Source organism: Paraflavitalea pollutisoli (assembly GCF_029360705.1).
GTDB classification, from domain to species: Bacteria; Bacteroidota; Bacteroidia; order Chitinophagales; family Chitinophagaceae; genus Paraflavitalea; species Paraflavitalea pollutisoli.
Map to the genome: position 1 here is coordinate 4,024,327 of NZ_JARKMX010000008.1, position 19,023 is coordinate 4,043,349.

Below are 19,023 nucleotides of genomic sequence, written 5' to 3' on the forward strand. Positions count from 1 at the left end.
CCAAACACACTTGCAACGGGCGTCCATTTTGTCTTTTTAAGCGCTGTCTTTCTGCCTTTTTGACCTTGGTTCCCCTATGGCAAAATAATTGCCACTCATGGCTTTGCTAAGCAAAACACGTATTTTTACAGTTTGGCGTGACAGGTAGCCTTCCCAAAGGTGCCAATCCGCCAATTTTGCAGTTTTTGAACGAGAAAAATACACATAAACCTATGACAGAAAAGGATACTTATAACGAGGAGAACGGTACACCCATCGACATCAATACCGATGAAAGCGTGAGCGGCTCTACCCACCTGAATGAGCCCGTTGCCAACGAAGACGAAATAGAGAAGCTGCAATTACAAGTGCAGGAGCTGAAGGAAAAATACCTGCGTCAGGCTGCCGAGTTCGATAATTTCCGCAAAAGAACGGCCAAGGAAAGGCTGGAATTGATCCAGACTGCCGGAAAGGATGTGATTGTTTCCCTGCTGGAGGTGATCGATGATTTTGACCGGGCCGATAAGCAATTGCAAACCAGCAACGATGCGGCAGTAATCAAAGAAGGCGTACAGTTGGTGTTCACCAAACTGAAGAATACCCTGCAGGCAAAAGGCCTCAAGGCCATGCAAACCATCGGTACCGATTTTAACCCCGATACACAGGAAGCGATCACCGAGATACCTGCTGCCACAGAAGATATGAAGGGTAAGGTTGTAGATGAAGTGGTGAAAGGCTATTACCTGAATGACAAGATCATCCGGTTTGCCAAAGTTGTAGTAGGTAAATAACACAATAACAGACAATGTCGAAAAGAGATTATTACGAAGTACTGGGCGTAGCCAAAGGCTCTTCTGCCGATGAGATCAAGAAGGCCTACCGCAAGGTGGCGATGCAGTACCACCCCGACCGTAATCCAGGCGATAAAGCAGCCGAGGAGAAATTCAAAGAGGCTGCAGAAGCCTACGAAATATTGAGCGATGCCGACAAACGCGCTCAATACGACCGCTTTGGACATGCCGGTCTCGGCAATGGTCGTGGCCATGGTGGCGGCCAGAACATGGACGACATCTTCAGCCAGTTTGGAGACATATTCGGTGATGATATCTTTGGTAACTTCTTTGGCGGCGGTGGCGGCAGAGGTGGTCGTGGCGGTGGTCAGCGTGCCCGCGGCGTTCGCGGCAGCAACCTGCGCATCAAGCTGAAGTTGAATTATGAAGAGATTGCCAAAGGCTGCAGCAAGCAGATCAAAGTAAAAAAATACGTACCCTGCTCTACCTGTAGCGGCAGTGGTGCCAAGGATAAGAACAGTGTACAGACCTGCGGAACCTGTGGCGGCAACGGCCAGGTGCGTAAGGTGACCAACACCTTCCTGGGGCAAATGCAAACCGTGACCACCTGCCCAACCTGTAATGGCGAAGGCACGACCATCACCGCCAAGTGTACGGCTTGTAAAGGTGAGGGACGGGTTTACAGTGAAGAAACCGTCACCATCGACATCCCGGCTGGTGTACAGGAAGGCATGCAACTCAGCGTAGGCGGCAGGGGTAATGCCGGCGAACGCGGTGGCCCTCCCGGCGACCTCATCATCCTGATCGAAGAGGAACAACATAAGGAGCTGCACCGCGATGGCCTCAACGTTGCCTACGAATTGCACCTCTCGTTTCCCGACGCAGCATTCGGTACCAATGCCGAAGTTCCCACCATCGATGGCCGCGCCAAGATCAAGATCCCGGCCGGTACACAGAGTGGAAAGATCTTCCGCCTCAAAGGCAAAGGATTCCCCGGTGTAAACTCCTACGAAAAAGGTGATCAGCTCATCTACATCAATGTATGGACGCCGCAGCATATGACCGCTGAAGAAAGAGCGATGTTGGAGAAACTGAACAACTCGCCCAACTTCAAGCCACAGCCCGACAAATCGGATAAGAACTTCTTCGATAAGGTGCGGGAGATGTTCTCCTAACCTACGAAAGGCCGGATCGCTTTAGATCCGGCTTTTTTATTTTACCCGCCTTGTGGCTCAATAGGATCAGGATAGGTCGGTGTATTCCAGGCCACAACTATTTCAGCAATGGTAGCCCACATACCTGCGCTCCATGACCTTTTCCCGGTCGCTCTCACTCAATCGGGCCGATACAGGTTGCCACAGCATACATCATTTACCTGCACACTTTGACAAGCAACAGTAAAAGGCCTTAGGTTGCCGGCACGAGGGTGCCACCTTTTCCGGATCAAATAAGATGATGGCTGTTATTCAGCTTTTCGCTTACGGCGATTGCCGTAGATCTTTTTGGCCTTGCTGATCATCGTGAGGAATTCCGCCTGGATCGCATCCTGCGGATTGTGCGCCTGCGTGGCGATGGACGAGGCATCGTTCCAACTGATCTGGCGCATGAAAGGAGAGTTTTTGAGGATACCGGCAAACATGGTCACTGCCGTGGCAAACCGATAACTATTGGGTAGTTCATTAAAAACAGTATAGGCCAGGGGCGATACATACCCCGTTTGACGAACCAGGGAATCGCCTGGTGTTCTGTAGTTCAGTGTCACTTTCGCCAGCCCGTCTTCCGCATGTCCCCAATCGAGCGATTGACTCAGTGGTGTCAGCTCGAACATCGCCAGCAGTGAATGCCCCGAACCTACTTCCCCACCCTCTACCTCACTCAGTGAATCGGCCAGGGCATTGACCTTGTTGTCGAAACCGATCAATCGGTAATCCTTGATCACCGAGGGGTTGAACCAAACATTGAGAAAAGCATCGTCGGCAACGGTGTACAAGGTTTGGGTAAATTCTTTCACCAGTACTTTCTCCGCTTCCTTTTCATTATCGAGGTAGGCAAAATTACCATTGCCCTTTTTGGCGAGTATCTCCAGTTTCGAGTCTTTGTAATTACCCATGCCCACCCCCAGGCAAGTAAGGTAAATGCCCGATTGCTGGTGCTGGGTGATCATTTTCTCCAGTTCCTCCTCGGAGGTTTGGCCCACATTGAAATCGCCATCGGTAGCCAGGATCACCCGGTTGTTGCCACCGGGAATAAACTGGCTCTTGGCCAGGCGATAAGCCGTACGGATACCAGATTCGCCGGGCGTAGAACCGCCAGGGTACAGGTCTTCGATCGACTTGCGGATCTTTTCTTTCTCGATACCTGAGGTAGGGATCAACCATACCCCCACGGCACTGCCATACACCACAATCGATACCGTATCCTTGTCCCGCAGGTTATCGACCAGCAGCTTAAAGGCCGATTTCAACAGGGGTAAGCGGTTGGGCATATCCATAGAGCCCGACACATCTATCAGGAAGACCAGGTTAGACGGAGGCACTTTCTCGGGATCGATCTTCCGGGCACTGGCATGCACATACAGCAACCTGCTTTCCGTATTCCAGGGGCAATCGGACAAAAAGGATTTGAAAGCAAACGTACTGTCGGCGGGTGGTGTGGTATAATCGAGGCTGAAGTAATTGAGCAGTTCTTCTACCCGCACGGCATCGGTAGGCACCGTTGTGTTCATGCCCAGAAAGCGACGGATATTGCTGTACGAAGCTTTGTCGGTATGTATAGCACAGCCGGTTTCCGGGTATTTACGGGCCGATATAAAATCATTCTCTACCAGGGAACTGTAAGTTTCACCGGTGATGGTGCGTTTGTTACGGTCTTCGGGATGCAGGTTGCGGGTGAATGATACGAGACGATTGCGTTGCAAAGTCGCAGTGGAATACAACGTTTTCAACACAATGGTGTTGAACTTCGCCGTTTCGAGCCGGGTGTTCACGGGTTGATAGCCTTCGAGGGAAATGGTAACCGAGTCGGACAAATGAGTGGAAGTGATACCAAAAGAACCGCTGCTGCCTGAATAATAGACATAGCGGGTACTATGCAAAAATATCTTGGCATTGGAAAGCGTATTGCTCTTTTCATCCTTCACTTCCCCCCGCAAATAATACTGCGCCATGGCCGGCGACACGGTTAATAACAATAAGGATATGGCAGCAGTTATTTTCAACAAGGGGCTTTTTAGTACTCGTGCATTGAAACAGGCGATCATATCAGGCTAATAACGATATTTTCCCCTGAAATCTTATATAATTCAACGCTTTAAGTTGCCGCTGATGATATTCTATTCTACCAATTTATAGATTTCCCGGATATTTCGGCCCAAACCGTCATAATCGAGGCCATATCCTACCACAAATTTATTCGGAATAGCGAAACCCAGGTAGTCGATGGGAATAGGGAATACGGTGGCAGAAGGCTTGTGCAGCAATGCCACGATCTTGAGCGAGGCTGGCTGCTGATGATGTAACTGGGGCAAAAACTCACTCAAGGTTTTACCGGTATCGACAATATCTTCCAGGATCACCACATGGCGGTCGTACAGGTCGGTATCCAGACCAATAGCCGTAATGACCTGACCACTCGATTTGGTCCCTTTGTAAGAAGCCAGTTTGATAAAACAGATCTCCGCATCGATACTCACCTCTTTGAAGAGGTCGGCAGCAAAAATGAATGACCCATTGAGGATGGCAATGAACAAAGGTTTCTTGCCAGCATAATCTGTATCCAATTGCTTCGCCAGCGCCTGTATGCGGGCATTGATCTCGCTGGCAGTCAGGTAGGGCTCAAACTGTTTGTCGTGTACGCGAATAATACTCATAGATCAGTTTTTGTAGATGACCAGTTCCTGTCCGATCTTCAATTCATATCCCGTCAATTTATTCCAATCTTTCAATTGCTCGACGGTGATATTGTATTTACGGGCGATGCTGTACAACGTTTCCTTGGTTTGAACGGTATGGGTAAAGGCGGCATTGCCGACCTGTGTGGTGGGGCGGGCGGGAGCGGCTTCCGTTTGCTCGGGTGTAGCCGGTAGTTGTTGCATGGCCACTACATTCACCTCGCTGGCCAGGCGGGGTTTGCCGGGCGCTTTCTCCTGCAGGTAAAGCGCTTCACCAGGTGCCGGGGCTTCACGCTCGCCGAGGTGATTGTATTCCAGCAGGGATTCAAAACGCAGACCTTCTGCCTGGCAGATATCATACAGGCTTTCACCCGGCTGCACAATGTGTTTTTCGCTGGCGCCCACTTTGCGTTTGCGCTGCAGGAACAACAGTTGCCCCTTAACCAGCACATCTTCCCGCTTCAGGTCGTTGAAATCCATCAACCGGCGCAACGATACATCGTACTGCTGGGCCACCGCAAACAGGGCCGTACCTGCCGGCACATACACCACTTTGGTATTGTTGATGGAAAACTCACCTGCGGGATAGGTGATCTTGGGAAGCGATTTTACATCTTCTTCCACGCTATTGAAGGGTGCGATCACCGCCGGGCCACCAGCCAGGGTATTGTCGCCTTGTGCAGGACGTACGGGATTGCCCGTCAGGATCTCTTCCTGGGGCGCCACCTTACCCAGTGCCAACAGGGTATACTGGTTGAGGTTGTAGTCTTCTACCAGCTTGATAATGATGTGCGAATATTTTACATTGGTAGCATAGCCTGCTTTCTTGAGACCAAAAGCCCAGCCTTTGTAATCCGTAGGATCGAGCTGAAACAGGAATGCATAACGGGCGCTGCCTTTCAGGAAGTTGGAATGGTCGGCGTAGGAGTCGGCCGAACAGGAATAACTGCGGAAACACTCCCCCCGGGCATCGTCATCATGGTACACCTTATCGCCGGTCCAGGCAGTTTTACATTTGATACCGAAATGGTTGTTGGATTTAAGCACCAGGTCCGATTTGCCAGCCATCGTTTCATGGATACCCTGGGCCAGCTTGATGGAAGCAGGTACACCTGTTCTTACCATTTCCTGCATGGCCATTTCCTTGTACTGATTGATGTAGCTGGCAATATCTTCACTTTTCTGAGCACCTGCACACAATGCTGCCAGCAGCGGTAATAGAACCAAGAATCTTTTTAATGACATGAATGCTATTTTTTTCGGATCATCAGTAAGCCATCGCGGATCGTGACCAGCACGTTTTCTACGCGGGGGTCCTTTTGTACCCGTTCATTAAATGACTGGATTGCTTTCGCGTTTTTACCGGTAATGGGCTGTTCAAGCACCTGACCGTGAAATAAAACATTATCTGCCAATATCACCCCTCCTTGTCTCACCCGCGGCACCACCAATTCATAATAATCCGAGTAGCCCACCTTATCCGCATCAATGAATACCAGGTCCCAGGTTTCTGTAAGGGTAGGAATGATCTCTAACGCATTTCCCGTGTGCAAAATTATCTTCTCCCGATCATTCGACCGATCGAAGTTGGCTTGCGATACGGCGGCATCTTCAGCTCGCAACTCAATGGTATGCAATACGCCATCGGGTTGTAAGCCCTTGGCCAGGTACAAGGCACTGTAGCCGGTAAAAGTGCCGATCTCGAGAATGCGGCGTGGCTGCAGCAGGGTACTGATCATTTCCAGGAACTTGCCCTGCTGGTGGCCGCTCAGCATATGGGCATGCGAATGGTTTGCCACCGTATCGGCAGCCACCTGTTGCAGCAGCTCTTCTTCCGGGGAAGTGAACTGATCGGCATATTCCAGTACCTGGGGAGGGATAATGTCCATCAGGGACAAAAATACGAAGCATGAGTGATTGACAGACAAAGGGTTTCAAGGATTCCGCATCGAAAAACCCCTAAAAAACATAATATTAACAAGCAAAAGCCCCGCAAAGAGGCCAAAAGGCCGCCTGCAGGGCTTTTTATGAGGTCGATAAGGCTGAAACAGGCCAACCGCCCGGAGGCCGATGCCATCCCGCGTCACGGGCAAATAAAAATGGTGTGTACCGTTCCCCACGGCCGGCTAGCCAGCCATCGCTGCCAGCAGCCTAGAAATTGGGCTGTAAAGGATGTTTGGTGTAAAACTGCAGCACATGCTCCACCACCTCTTCCGGCGTATCTACCACCTTCAGCAGATCCAAGTCATTAGGTGAAATATTGTTCGATTTCTGCAGCATCGTCTCCTGCATCCAGTCGATCAATCCGCCCCAATATTGCGACCCTACGAGGATCAGGGGTACGGGCGACATTTTGCCGGTCTGGATCAGGGTAGCCACTTCAAAGAATTCATCCATGGTGCCAAAACCGCCAGGCATCATCACAAATCCCTGCGCATATTTGGTGAACATTACTTTACGAACGAAGAAATATTCATGCTGCAGATTGGCATCGCGGTCGATATAGGGATTGGAGTGCTGCTCGAAGGGGAGCTCGATATTAAGGCCTACCGACTTACCGCCGCCGAGTTGAGCACCTTTATTGGCCGCTTCCATAATGCCGGGGCCACCCCCCGAAATGATGCCAAAACCTTCTTCTGCCAGCTTACGGGCCACATCGACGGTCAGTTCATAATAGGGATGCCCGGGTTGGGTGCGTGCTGACCCAAAGATAGAGATACAGGGTCCCAGTTTGGCGAGGGTTTCGAAGCCGTCCACAAATTCGGCCATGATCTTAAATATCTGCCAGCTTGAATGAGCTTTGGATTCGGACCAGCGACGTTGCTTGGAGATCTTGATGGTTCCATTCATACACATACATGTTTAGGGTTCTAAATACCGGTAATGACACGTATTCCTACCTACAGGCTCACCTGCATGCATCGATCAGCGAAGAAGACGTGGCAAAACAACCGGGCTACAGACTATGATGCCATCCGGAGAGGATGGCATCACGCAGATCACCTCGTGTGATCTTATTAAATTAACGTATGAATGTCAGAATTAGTTTATGCGAGGGCTTGTTTTTCTCGAGATCAGCAGCAGGCCTACATAAGTTAACAGACCATTTATGATCAGCAACTCCAGACCGATCTCGAAGGAGCCAAACAATTGTTTTTGGTATTTATCCAGGATAAAGCAGATGATGGGCGACAACACACACACGATGGGCACCAGCCGATCTTCTACCACTCTTTTGGACAGGATACCAAAGCTGAACAGCCCCAGTAGCGGACCGTAGGTATACGCAGCCACCTTTAGGATCACACCGATCATACTCGGGTTATTGACCCATTTAAATACCATTACCAGCAACAGGAATACCAACGCGAAGGTCAGGTGCACATACTGTCGGGTCTTCTTCTTATCGGCATCCGACCAGGTGGTATTGCGTTGCATACCCAATATATCGATGCAAAAAGAAGAAGTAAGCGCCGTAATGGCCCCATCGGCACTGGGAAAAAGGGCGGAGATCAGCGCAATGATGAAGATGGCAGAGATCACCGGCGGCATATGCTGCAAAGCAACTGTCGGGAACAGTTTATCTCCCGTAGCCGTAATACCTTCCTGCGCTGCGTACAGGTGCAGCAATCCACCCAATACCAGGAAAAGCAGAATAACGCCCAACATGATCAGCGACAAAGTCACCACATTCTTCTGCGCATCCTTCAGCGTCTTCACCGAGATGTTCTTTTGCATCATCTCCTGGTCCATACCCGTCATCGTGATGGTGATAAAGGCACCGGCAGCAATCTGCTTCAGGAAGAAATATTTACTGCCCGGATCGGTAAAGAAGATCTTCGAATAGCCCCGCTCTCCCATCGCCTGCAAACTTTGCCCCAACGAGATGTCCATCGTCTTTAGAATGTAGACCACGCAGATCACCAGGCCAGCCAGCATACAGGTCGTTTGCAGCGTGTCGGTATATACGATGGTCTTCACGCCACCTTCGTAAGTATACAACAGGATCATGATGAGGATGATCAGTGTCGTCAACCAGAAGGGAACGTTGAAACTGTTGAGAATAGCATCCTGTAAAATAGCGACTACCAGGTATAAGCGGGCAGTAGCACCCAGCGTACGCGACAAGATGAAAAAACTGGCACCTGTTTTATAGGAAACGAAACCCAAACGGGAACTCAGGTAGTTATAGATCGACGTCAGGTTGAGCCGGTAATACAATGGCAGCAACACATAGGCAATAACCAGGTAGCCGATCAGGTAACCCAGGGTGATCTGAAAATAGGCAAAGGATTCCCTACCCACTGCACCAGGCACGCTCACGAAGGTTACACCGCTGAGCGATGTACCGATCATACCGAAAGCCACCAGCATCCAGTTGGAGTTGCGGTTACCGATAAAGAAAGAATCATTGTTGGAATTGCGGGAGGTAAAGTAAGCCACCACCAGCAACACCAGGAAGTACCCAATAACAAAGGAGAACAGCAATGTAGGGGACATAGATAATTATTAGTAAACAAACATACAGCAGAATGAGGTTTTAAGATAATAAAAATGTTTGTTACCGGAAGGCTTTCCCGCTTATCTTAGCTGCGCCGAAGTGCCCAACCCTGGCCAGTTTCACTACGCCCGGACCCCGAAAAGGAAAGGATGCACCTCCGCATTAAAATATTAACACGCGATTATGAATATTGAAGCTGCAGCGGTTTTCTGCGGATCGAAGCCAGGCAACAACCCATTGTTCAATCAACATGCAGCAGAATTGGGCAAGCTGCTTGCCATGCTGAAAGTGAAGCTCGTATACGGCGGCGGCAAGACCGGTCTCATGGGCACCATCGCCGATGCCGTACTGGCGCAAGGCGGAAAAGTGATGGGCGTGATCCCCAAACTGCTCATCGAATGGGAACACCAGCATGAAGGGCTCACAGAGCTCGCCGTTGTATCCGACATGCACACCCGCAAACGCATGATGTATGAAATGTGTGATGCCGCCATTGTATTACCCGGCGGGTTCGGTACCCTCGATGAATTGTTTGAGATGGTTACCTGGAACCAATTGAAGATCCACGATAAAAAGATCTACCTGCTCAACTCGGCAGGCTTTTACAACCACCTCATCCTGCACCTGAAGCAAATGGAAAAGGATGGCTTCCTCTACGAAGGAGTGAGTGAAAGGATAATCGTGTGCGATAACCCGGTGGAGGTATTCAACAAGCTGAACTAATCACCGAAACATCATTTAACAGCAAAGCCTGGCAGTACTGCCAGGCTTTGTCTATATCAACCAGCTCGATCAGAAGCCGAAGTTGTAACCAAAATTGTAGAACGCCCTGTTGCCATACGGAGAACGTTCATTCTGCAGCAGGTCGTATTGCACCATGATCAGGAAAGCACCGTTGCCTGCGGGGATGGCAGCACCGGCTCCACCCAGTAAAGAAGGTACGATCTTCCCTGGCAGTTTCTGATCTTCCCGGTCATCATAAAATTTGAACTTGCCCCAGCTATAATTCGCCTCCGGCTGCAGTTGTAGGAAGAGATAATCGATCGGGTATATCCGGCCAAATACATTCAATCCTGCCACACCATAATTCTCTTTGTACTCCGGCACACTCCACCTGTAGCGATAGCTGGAGTAAATAAAGTTGACACCGGCGCCGGCTGCCAGGGTACGGTTAAAGCGATACCCCACTTGTGGCGATACATTCACCAGGGTTTGGTTGCTGCCAAATCCCAATCCAAAGGTGCCACCGAAGAATAGTTTACTCTTATCGAAACCGCGGGAGGATTCATCCTCCTGGTCCTGTGCACTGGCGGAAAGTTGGAATAGCGTAACCAGCAGTGCCACGAGCATGAGATATTTCCTGTTCATAACGTTGGATTTTGTAAATAAAAGGCCCCTGCAAATATACAGGGGCCTTTGTATTGATAATATGTGATATAGATATTTAGGCATTTTTAACAGGTCAGCGCTTCTTTTGTTGAACGCAAACCCACCAAAAGCCTCCGCAACCACCCTAAGCCAGGTCAAATATCTTACCGGCGTTCAGGATGTTATTGGGATCGAAGGTTTTCTTTATACCCCGCATGATCTGCAACTGGGTCTCGTTGAAAACGATATCGATATAGTTCTTCTGCAGCAATCCAATGCCGTGCTCACCACTGATCGTCCCTCCCAGCTCATGTACCAGGTTGAACAAAGCCCGGATACCGGCAATCACTTCCGGATCATCGTTGCTATTGGCAATCCCTTCTTTCTTGATACGGATGTGGAGGTTGCCATCACCGGCATGACCGTAACACACCGCTTTGAAATTATACTGAATACCCAGCTCCTTTACCCCCCTGATCAGCGCAGGCAGTTCGGCACGGGGTACTACGGTGTCTTCTTCGATGGTATAACCGTCGATCTTCACTGCCTCTGCTACCCGGCGGCGCAGTTTCCACAACTCCGCTTTCTGCGCGGCGTCATCTGCAAAGAAAGGTTCACCGGCATCGTAGTTGACCAGCAACTCACCGATCGTTTCCATTTCCACCATCAGAGTGTCGAGGTGATTACCATCCACTTCGATGATGAGGTGAGCAGCTGTTCCTTCGGTCACAGGCACTGCCGAGCTATCGACAAAAGCGCTCACGATGCGGAGGGCATCGATCTCTACCAACTCCAGCGCACTGGGCACGAAGCCGGCACGGAAGATGGCGCTCACCGCTTCACTGGCCTTTTCCAGCGACTGGAAAGGAACCAGCATCAGCAGATCATATTTAGGCAGGGGGATCAGTTTCAGCACGATCTTGGTAACGATCCCAAGGGTGCCTTCGCTGCCCACGACCAATTGGGTCAGGTTATAGCCGGTAGAATTCTTCAATACGTTGGCACCCGTCCAGATCACATCGCCATTGGGCAGTACCAGCTCGAGGTTGAGCACATAGTCTTTCACCACACCGTATTTTACAGCCTTGGGACCACCACTGTTCTCCGCGATATTACCACCGATAAAACAGGAGCCGCGGCTGCTGGGATCGGGTGGGTAAAACAAGCCCTTCTCCTTCACCGCATTCTGCAATACTTCCGTGATCACACCCGGCTCGGTGATCACCTGCAGGTTCCTTTCATCGATGTTGAGAATGGAGTTCATACGGTCGGTAGAAATGAGTACACCACCAAGGTGAGGAAGTGCACCACCACTAAGGCCCGTACCAGCACCGCGGGGCGTTACCGGTATGGTATGTTGGTTGCAAATCTTCATGATCGCACTGATCTCTTCGGTAGAACGTGGACGGATCACCACTTCTGGCGGGAACATCAGGTGCTCCGTTTCATCATGTCCATAATTGTTGAGGGATTCTTCATCGAGCAGGACAAATTCGGCGCCTGCAATCTGACGGAACTGGTCAATGAGCGCTGCTGTCAAGGTACCCTGTGTAGCCACTGTTTCCATGTATTTGTGTTGAAAAGGGCCTCAAAAGTCGGATAATTGCGGGAGATGGAAAAGAACGCCCCTAAAATAATGACGCCAAGTTGGATAATTGAGTGATTATCCTGCGTTTCTCTGCACCAACGCCCCCTCTAAGGACTACTCAGGAAAAGATCAACCTGCATAAGCGTACAATACAAACAAGCGTTCTTCGCTTAGCACCCGGGTAAATCCCGCCAACTCTGCCGCTGTTCTGAACTGTTGGTCCTCGCGACGAATTTCCCAGTAAAGGGTATGGCATTGCAATTCATTGATTAGGTAGCGCATATAGCACAATAGCAGGTGGGCCAGGTCACGCACATCCCATGACTGTACTGAATAAAGTTGCAAGTTTTCCAGGTAGTATTCCCCCTCCGTTAGCTTATACTGCGATTTAAGCACCGTCAATAAAGGAGGATAGACCGTTAATAATCCTATAGCCCGGTGATGGCTATCGATACAGGTGATCAATTGGATCTGTGGACTGTCTTGTGAAAACTGATACAATTTGAACAGCGAGTCGGGCGACTCCCAGTGCATCCATTGAAGGAAGGAAGCAATATCCTCCTGGATAAGCCGGTGAAACAAATAATGATGGCATAGCAACCGACCTTCCGGTTGTCTATTCATATCCTGGTTCATATAGATAAGGTTTGTACTTCCAGGTTCAGTGTAAAGTTATCCGTGCGTAGTTTTCAAGGTGGGATCATAGCTGCCTACACATAGCGCAGGTATTCTCAAATATACCAAGAATTGTGGGTTCAGCCGGTATACCACAAGCCTTCCACAATACTATCTTCAAAAATAGTACCCGGGGTCAATACAAAATGTATTCAGTTTTGACAATTCTCAATTAAGGGACAGTGTTATGGTAAGGTCCGCTGCCAGGCAAGACCTGATTGTCTTGATGGACTTCGTTTTGTACATGCGTACCAGTTTTACCGGAAGGTCCAGTTGGCGGGCTATATCTGCCGTAGACATCTTATTGTAGAAGTATAAACGGAAAACCTCAGCACATTGATCTTTGAGTTTATTGATGCCTTCATACAGGTTAAGGAGCATTTCGGAAGTGATCATCAATGCCATGGTTCCCGTAGAACCATGAAACAACTCATCGAGCGTAAGCATATCTTTTTTCGAGGGCCGGTCTTCAGCCGGACAGGAGAGATAATCATAACAGGCATTTCTGACCGTTATCAGCAGGAAGGCCTTGATATCCGCCATAGACTTAAAATTGCGGCGCATGGCAATCAGCTTGATGAAGGTATTGACAGCAATCTCATTCGCTTCGGTCCCATGATTGATCAGCTGCCTCCCATACTCCACCATGGAAGGAAAATGTTCGCGAACGATGACACGTAAGGCCTGGAGGTCATTCTGGTGAAAAGCGGGTATCAGGTTGTTATCTGCAGTGGCAGCCATTGTAACAGGGATTTAAACCATTGTATAATTGAACCAACAACGATGGTCGCCGGATTCTCCGGAGAGCAGTAATGACAATTATTTACCTAGGATAAAGCCCGGTTTGGCAGACAGATATTGGGATCGGTTGGGAAAGTTACAACGAGAGAGATGCTCACTATTAAAGTAAGCAATCCATAGTATTTATGGTATTATGTTCAAATTATTGGCAGCACAACTTTACTTCCTTAAACAAAGTAAGGCGATACTGCAACCTGTAACAGCCATATCAGGCGCCCGGCCTATTCCACTACCACAATCTTGGCGGTAGCGTCTGGCAATACCCTTTGCCGGGTTGGGTATGCCTTCAGCAGCGAATCGATGTAAACAGTGCCCTGCGGCTGGTAATGGCTGGCCTCGGTGTAGATATAGATACGGCCACCCTGGACGATCGTTTGCCGCACCGCTTCGTCCGTAAGGTGCCGCAACGAATCGGCAGCAGGCACCTCAAAAGCCGTTTTATCGAGATAGTATTTGAAGAAATCCCGCAATTGCCAACCATCCTGCAACAAGATCATATCCTTTTCCCTGATGACTTCTCGTACAGGTTTGATCTTGGCAAAGTATTGATCATTGTCAAGGTCGCGCAACCAACGGATACTACCAAAATAGTTGATGCAGAACAGAAGCAAGCTAATGATCGCGACTACGGTAGGTGGCTTCACCCGCCCAATACCATTGGCTGCGGGGATCCCCTGGCCACCATACAGAAAAGCTCCCAGCAGCAACAGCCACACGAGGTATACCTGGAATATCCAGAACTCGAGGATCTCGGGCATCCAGAAAGTAAAGAATACCGAATAGATAATGCCCGCCAGCATCAACGGTGTCACTACACCACCCAGAGTTGCGTTCAGCTTTCGGTAATTACGTACAAACCGGATCAGCAGCGAAAGTACCAGCAAACCGAAAAGCAGGGATAGAACGCCCAATACCATGGCCACTCCCTGCGACATGTTACGTACGAGGTACATTTCGTCGCCAAGCGAATGGGTAGATAAACTCGTCTTCAGGTATTGCTCCACGGGGGCGATGCGAAATACAAAGTGACCACCAACGAAGGCATGCGAATACCCCGTCGCCACGAGAAAAGGCGTTTTACTGTTCAACGGTTTCCAGTGTGCTTCCTGTTGGGCATAACCTTCCAGCCAGTTCATCCACAACGTGGTAGAATTTTGCTCCAGCACCACCCAGCCGATCAGGAAGTAAGCCCCTCCTACCAGTACAACTCCTGTAGCAGCATATTTCAGCAGATCGGGCAACATCGGGCACTTCTTCCTTTCCCGCCACAACTTGTACAACACAATCGGCGCAAATAATACATGCACCTGGTGAAAAAGGATCGCCAACACATGCAGCAGGCTCACCTTCCAGATATCTCCGCTGCGCCAATCCGGTCGGGTAAGGATATAGAGCGCCGCCAGTAACAGGCAGATTGGCGGCGCATATACTTCAATATTGGTACTGTAAAACCACGGGCCAAAGGAGAAAGCCACCACGGTGATACTGATCAGTGAATGCATCACCGGCATGCTGAACCGGTAGCGGAAAAAACTGTAGACAATGGTTAAACTGCCGGCTCCCCAAAGCGCCGTAAAAACTTCTACCAGGTAGTAGTCTTTTACAGCGGGCAGCAGCGCCTGTATGAATACCAGCCAGTAGTGAGTAACGTAATGATATAATAAGTGATGGGGATGGAACAGCGGATCACCTTTCACCATACCATTCAGGTATCCGATAGAATCGTGCGGACCAGAGAAATTGGCCGCCAGGCTACAAAGAAAGAATAACAAAGACCCGGCAAAAACCAGAATCTGTTCAGATTTACTGACGCGTTGATTCATTACAACGGTTTAGGTTAGCTGTTATCTTGGATCCTTCGCTATAGCACGCAACCGTCATGGCCGGACCCTTTACCGGCACAATATACACGAGATTTTATTTTTTGCCCAGTACGTCGTCGATGCTAACGCCAATGATCTGCTCCAGCTCCAGGCGGGCCACATTGAAATTGCGTTGCTGATCGGCTTTACGCATCTGCTGCTCGTAGTAGGAGTTCTCGGCTTTCTTGAATACCTCAGGGGTGATGAGGCCGTCGGAGAAGTCTTTTTCGGCGAGTTTATATTCCGTGTATTCAGATTGCGCCATGCGAATCACCAGGTCCAATTTCTCTTTGTGCATCAGGTAGTCTTCGTAGGCAGACAGTACCCGCTTGCGGATGGTCCGGTAACGTTCATTCTTTTCAGCATGGGCAATATAAAGGTTCTCCCGGGCGATCTTCACATCATTGGACCGGGTAATAAAGAAGTCGAAAGGTAGGGTCAGACTGAAGTTGTATTTTGGATACAATGTAGCCTGGTTGGAAGGCGCACTTTTCGGATTGATGGTGTATTCGTTAACGTTGCCCTGTCCTGCCAAACCATTGAGCCAAGTGCCCTTGGCACGACCCAGCGAATAGCGGGCTACGTTGATATTCCGATCGGCTATCTCGAACTCGGGATTCTGCAATGCCAGTTGTACCAGCTTTTCCCGGATGTCGGTGATCTGCGTGGTATCGTGATTGGCGTGGTAAGTAGACACATTACGGCCAGTTGGTTGTTGGGCGTTCGAGACTACAGCAGTCAGCATCAGGATTCCAATGCCGGCGATCTTTCTATTCATGGTTACAAGGTTCATATTAGTTGTTTGCTTCGTCAGCGTTGGCTGAGTCGAATTGGTGTAATTTCAGGAATATCGCCAACGCGGAATAAAAGTACAATACATTGGGATATTGACCGATAGCCATTTGAGAATACTGGGCCACCATCAGGCTAAAAACCGATACCAGGTTGGCCGCATACTGGGTCTTGATCTCGGGATCCCGCACCCGGTAAAACGGTTTGATGCCCGCCCGTAGGATCAAATAATAAAAAATCAACAACAATGCCAGCCCGATCGGCCCCTGTTCCATCATCGTTTGCATGTATGCACTATCCGGTGGGATCATTGAGCAGAAATGCCCGGGATTGTAGATCGTTCCTACCAGGCCCGCCGTATTGAGCCCCCCCCCGATAGGATGGCTCCAGACGTAGGGTTGGGCGATCGCCCGGTTGATGTCGCGCACCAGGTTGGAAGGGTCTTTGGACCCCTCAAAAGTAGAGCGCAACCTATTGATGATCATATTGTCATAAATCGGCGCGACCATTAAACCCACGAACATCAGGGCAAAAACTCCGGAAAAAATAATGGTCCGGCGCTGGTACAGCGTCAGGATACAATAAAAGACAACACCCGCTACCACCATCATGGTGGCCGTACGGGTACCGGAATAACTGGTGGCCATGAAGTGCATGGCTGCCAGCGCATAATACAATAATCGCAACCTGAAATTCTTCTCCTGTAGCGCCAAAACCAGCACAAATACCGTGGAAGAAGCGTAGAGGATACCAGCCGCCGCCGGATCCGATAACAGGCCAAACCGCCTTACAAAGCCCCCGTTCACAAAAAGGTCCACCCGGTTGGCATCGGCCATCAGCCATGCCGTTTCCCACGAAGTATAGCCAAACCACTGCTGCTTACAGGCATACAAGGCCTCTATAGAACTGAGCACCACCCAAAATTTGCTGAAGAACATGATGGCTTTCTTCGTATTGAAGAAGCAGTAACTCATGTAGAAAAAGGCAGCGAAGCTGACCTGCTTCCGGAAAAAGTTGAACCAGCCCATTTTACTGGCGCCCGAGGGGTTCACGATCTGCAGCAGGTAGTAGAACAACAAAACCCCGATCCAGACGGTAAGGGTATTGGTCCAGAACTTACTATCGACCTCCTTGGTATACTCCTGGCGGGTAATTACGCCCAGCAGGGTCAGGTAGGATAGGTATTCTGGTATCAGCCCCGTCGGTATAAGGGCCTGTATATTAAACAACCGTACCGGTAACAGCAGAAAGAGACAGACCACATAGGAGGCATAATAACCCACCTTCGGGTACATCATGCAAAGAATAAAGAACAGTATACCCGCCACGGCTCCTACGATGCCAATACTGGCGCCAGGACTCACGAAAACCGTCAGGTACGACATCCCAATGGCGATCAGCCCCAGGAGTGAAATACCCAACCCGGTCGTCAGTTTGCGCTCCAGGATATGGTAACGCAGCCAGCCGAGCACTGTTTCAGAGGTCTTATGTAGTAAATTTTTTACCATGATGATCTAAAAGAAGAGGAACTTGACAAACATGGTAATGCAGAAAATAGCTGCAAACAGCGTACTGATGATCTCAAACACCTGCATTTTGTTCTGTTCGTTTTCCATATTCCCTTATTATTAATGTGATCAGTTACCCACCACCATTTTCTGGCTGGCTGGCACTGGCTTTACTACGGGGGGCGTGGGCTTTTTCAGCGTAAACAGCCACCAGGCCCCCATTTTCTCGAATAAATTATACAAAATGATGGGCAAAACTACCCCCATCGTAACACTAACGATCATTAACACCGGAATATTCTCGATGCCAAACAGTTTTACCAGCCCGCTCCGGATCGCCGAAGTGATCATCAAATGCATCACATAAATATATAACGAATGATACCCGATCACCCGGAGAAACCGCAATACATTCAGCTTCTGCAATAAGAAAGAAACCTGGATCACATAGGCACCACCGATCAATGCGGTGACCGCAAAAATGACCGGCCGTTGAAACTGCACGTAATAGTCGTCCTCATGCAACAGGTTCAGGTAGGTAAAATAGTGCTGTACCAACACAAAAAAAGGCAACGCGATCAGCGTAGTACGCCAGGAGGTCAGGATTGCATGATTTTTTGTATTCAATACCCAATCGGAAAACAAATGCCCGATCGCGAAAAACAGGTAAAAGAACAATATATCATTCAGCAATCCAATATGAATCCGGTTAACCAGACAGTAGCCGGAGATGGAATACAGGATCAGCCCCAATACCACCTGTTGCCAGGCCCTCGCCTTGCCATAAAAATGCACCAGGGCATACAACACACTCACAAAAAACAAGGCATTCAGGTACCAAAATTGCTCGATCTTTCGCGGATCGATCAGCAGGTTCAGGTAATCGAAGGGACTGCGTGCGGCACTCGCATACCCGGCAAACAACAGTTGCAGCGTAATCTGGATCGATCCCCATACCATCAACGGATAGAAGATCGTCTGGAAACGATTGCCGATATACTCTCCGATGCCCTTCCGTGTAAGGCTGCTGCCGATAAAAATACCGGAAACGATAAAAAACAGGGGCATCCGGAAACTAAAGAAGAAAATATTGAGGTATTTCAGGTTTTCGTAACTGCCAGACCCCTCCCCTACATTGGCCAGTCCCTCGAATACGTGCCGGTACACTACCAGCAGTATCGTGATCCCCCTCGCGTAGTCGATCCAGGGATACCGGCTCCTGTTCAGTATCTTTTGACTATTAAATAAAAAATTAAGCATGACAAGGAA

At 49.5% G+C, this 19,023-nt stretch carries 17 protein-coding genes; 3 read left to right on the forward strand and 14 right to left on the reverse strand.

Annotated elements, in window-relative coordinates; translation table 11 throughout:
- Window positions 1-212: 212 nt before the first annotated feature.
- Together P2W70_RS29630 and dnaJ are read left to right on the forward strand one after the other, a co-directional pair.
- Window positions 213-770: a nucleotide exchange factor GrpE gene (locus P2W70_RS29630; protein ID WP_276485198.1), complete on the forward strand. Its 558-nt coding sequence runs from the start codon at window positions 213-215 to the stop codon at window positions 768-770.
- Between the two features lie 14 nt (window positions 771-784).
- Entirely contained in the window at window positions 785-1,945 is a 1,161-nt protein-coding gene (gene dnaJ, locus P2W70_RS29635; RefSeq protein WP_276485199.1) for a molecular chaperone DnaJ, read from the forward strand.
- 287 nt (window positions 1,946-2,232) lie between these two features.
- On the opposite strand, the gene P2W70_RS29640 is transcribed toward dnaJ, so the two are convergent.
- The 6 genes from P2W70_RS29640 to P2W70_RS29665 all read right to left on the reverse strand — a co-directional run bounded on the left by P2W70_RS29640 (window position 2,233) and on the right by P2W70_RS29665 (window position 9,159).
- Entirely contained in the window at window positions 2,233-3,987 is a 1,755-nt protein-coding gene (locus P2W70_RS29640) for a vWA domain-containing protein (protein ID WP_276485200.1), read from the reverse strand.
- A 114-nt stretch (window positions 3,988-4,101) separates the two neighbouring features.
- Entirely contained in the window at window positions 4,102-4,638 is a 537-nt protein-coding gene (gene hpt, locus P2W70_RS29645) for a hypoxanthine phosphoribosyltransferase (RefSeq protein ID WP_276485201.1), read from the reverse strand.
- Between the two features lie 3 nt (window positions 4,639-4,641).
- Entirely contained in the window at window positions 4,642-5,904 is a 1,263-nt protein-coding gene (locus P2W70_RS29650) for a glucosaminidase domain-containing protein (RefSeq protein WP_276485202.1), read from the reverse strand.
- A 5-nt stretch (window positions 5,905-5,909) separates the two neighbouring features.
- Complete coding sequence (locus P2W70_RS29655; protein ID WP_276485203.1) at window positions 5,910-6,548, reverse strand: O-methyltransferase; 639 nt, start codon at window positions 6,546-6,548, stop codon at window positions 5,910-5,912.
- Window positions 6,549-6,810: 262 nt separating this feature from the next.
- Window positions 6,811-7,509: an LOG family protein gene (locus P2W70_RS29660; protein ID WP_276485204.1), complete on the reverse strand. Its 699-nt coding sequence runs from the start codon at window positions 7,507-7,509 to the stop codon at window positions 6,811-6,813.
- 192 nt (window positions 7,510-7,701) lie between these two features.
- A complete protein-coding gene (locus P2W70_RS29665; protein WP_276485205.1) occupies window positions 7,702-9,159 on the reverse strand; it encodes a sodium:solute symporter in 1,458 nt (485 codons plus the stop codon).
- Between the two features lie 184 nt (window positions 9,160-9,343).
- Between P2W70_RS29665 and P2W70_RS29670 the strand changes: the two genes are divergently transcribed.
- The gene (locus tag P2W70_RS29670; protein WP_276485206.1) at window positions 9,344-9,883 is read left to right on the forward strand and encodes an LOG family protein; all 540 of its coding nucleotides are present in this window, start codon (window positions 9,344-9,346) and stop codon (window positions 9,881-9,883) included.
- Window positions 9,884-9,952: 69 nt separating this feature from the next.
- On the opposite strand, the gene P2W70_RS29675 is transcribed toward P2W70_RS29670, so the two are convergent.
- From P2W70_RS29675 to P2W70_RS29710, 8 genes are all read right to left on the reverse strand, one after another.
- Window positions 9,953-10,528 carry a hypothetical protein gene (locus P2W70_RS29675; protein WP_276485207.1) on the reverse strand — a complete coding sequence of 192 codons (576 nt, stop codon included), beginning with the start codon at window positions 10,526-10,528 and terminating at the stop codon, window positions 9,953-9,955.
- Window positions 10,529-10,673: 145 nt separating this feature from the next.
- Window positions 10,674-12,095 carry an FAD-binding oxidoreductase gene (locus P2W70_RS29680; RefSeq protein ID WP_276485208.1) on the reverse strand — a complete coding sequence of 474 codons (1,422 nt, stop codon included), beginning with the start codon at window positions 12,093-12,095 and terminating at the stop codon, window positions 10,674-10,676.
- Between the two features lie 150 nt (window positions 12,096-12,245).
- Window positions 12,246-12,752, reverse strand: coding sequence for a hypothetical protein (locus P2W70_RS29685; RefSeq protein WP_276485209.1), 507 nt, complete (start codon window positions 12,750-12,752; stop codon window positions 12,246-12,248).
- 207 nt (window positions 12,753-12,959) lie between these two features.
- Window positions 12,960-13,532 carry an RNA polymerase sigma factor gene (locus P2W70_RS29690; protein WP_276485210.1) on the reverse strand — a complete coding sequence of 191 codons (573 nt, stop codon included), beginning with the start codon at window positions 13,530-13,532 and terminating at the stop codon, window positions 12,960-12,962.
- A gap of 281 nt (window positions 13,533-13,813) precedes the next feature.
- Window positions 13,814-15,415 carry a hypothetical protein gene (locus P2W70_RS29695; protein ID WP_276485211.1) on the reverse strand — a complete coding sequence of 534 codons (1,602 nt, stop codon included), beginning with the start codon at window positions 15,413-15,415 and terminating at the stop codon, window positions 13,814-13,816.
- A 94-nt stretch (window positions 15,416-15,509) separates the two neighbouring features.
- Window positions 15,510-16,247 carry a TolC family protein gene (locus P2W70_RS29700; protein ID WP_276485212.1) on the reverse strand — a complete coding sequence of 246 codons (738 nt, stop codon included), beginning with the start codon at window positions 16,245-16,247 and terminating at the stop codon, window positions 15,510-15,512.
- A gap of 1 nt (window position 16,248) precedes the next feature.
- Window positions 16,249-17,754, reverse strand: coding sequence for an O-antigen ligase family protein (locus P2W70_RS29705; RefSeq protein WP_276485213.1), 1,506 nt, complete (start codon window positions 17,752-17,754; stop codon window positions 16,249-16,251).
- 129 nt (window positions 17,755-17,883) lie between these two features.
- Window positions 17,884-19,014: an acyltransferase family protein gene (locus P2W70_RS29710; RefSeq protein WP_276485214.1), complete on the reverse strand. Its 1,131-nt coding sequence runs from the start codon at window positions 19,012-19,014 to the stop codon at window positions 17,884-17,886.
- Window positions 19,015-19,023 lie beyond the last annotated feature (9 nt).